Here is a 1035-nt window from a genome sequence, read left to right as displayed (position 1 = left end):
ATCAAAAACCAAATTTTCCACCTAAAGCTCTTAAACTAAGCTTTAGTTTAAGATATCTTTAATCAGTTTTTGCAAATTCCTTTTTGTTTCTTCTTGTTCTTTTATGATAAAACATTTTGCTTTTGGCCAAAAATAACTTTTAGGATTTTCAAATTTTCCCCAACGCCAATCAAATCTAGGATGTAAAAGAACTATAGTAGGAACATCCATAGCTAAGCTTAAATGCGCTATAGCACTATCAATACTAAGCATACAGTCAATATCATATAAATAATTTAGAGTATCATTCCAATTTTCTATAAGCTTACTTCTATCTTCTATTACCTTAGGTAATTCTTCTTTTAATTGCATTTGAAAAGAAATGATTTCATAATCTAAGTTTTTTAATATATCAAATAAAAATTCAAATTTTACATTTCTTAATAAATCAGAATTTTCAGCATTAGGAGTAGCATAAAAAATACCAAGTTTTTTTCTTTTATTATGCGGTTTTTTCTGTGGCAATATAGGTGTTTTTAATCGTGAAATCTCATCAAGCTTAATATCAATAAAAAAAGGCAAAGAACAAATAGGAATAGCATAATCAAAATTTGTAGGTAGATTTTTTAAAACCTTTACATTTTTAAAAATATCATCATTTTGATTTAAAAATTTGATTTGATTTTTAAACATTTCATACATGGCACTTTGAGGAGCAAATAAAACCTTTGAAGCGATTTTGCAAAGTTTTTCTAAGCATCTTGCATACATTATAGTATCGCCAAAGCCTTGCTCGCAAAATACTAAAACTTCTTTATTTTTAAAAGCATCAACGCCAAATTTATTAAAAGCTTTTAGGCTTTCATTATAATGATAAGTAGAAAAAGTTTCATTATGAGCATAAAATAATCTGCTTTCATAATATTTCTTACCCTCTTCAAAATTATCATCCACTCCCATACGCATCAAAAGATAAGCCAAATCAAATTGATAGGTTGCATGAGAATCCAAACTAAGACATTTTTTATAAGCATAATAAGCTTCTTGATAGTTTGA

1 pseudogene is annotated in these 1035 nt (G+C 26.8%); it reads right to left on the bottom strand.

From position 1 onward, the window contains the following. Window positions 1–42: 42 nt before the first annotated feature. Window positions 43–1035, bottom strand: a pseudogene (locus tag ELQ11_RS09575) (glycosyltransferase family 9 protein); the annotation flags it as partial.

Origin of the sequence: Campylobacter sp. US50a, assembly GCF_004379015.1 — a bacterium.
GTDB classification, from domain to species: Bacteria; Campylobacterota; Campylobacteria; order Campylobacterales; family Campylobacteraceae; genus Campylobacter_D; species Campylobacter_D jejuni.
This window is presented reverse-complemented; position numbering and strand designations above follow the sequence as displayed.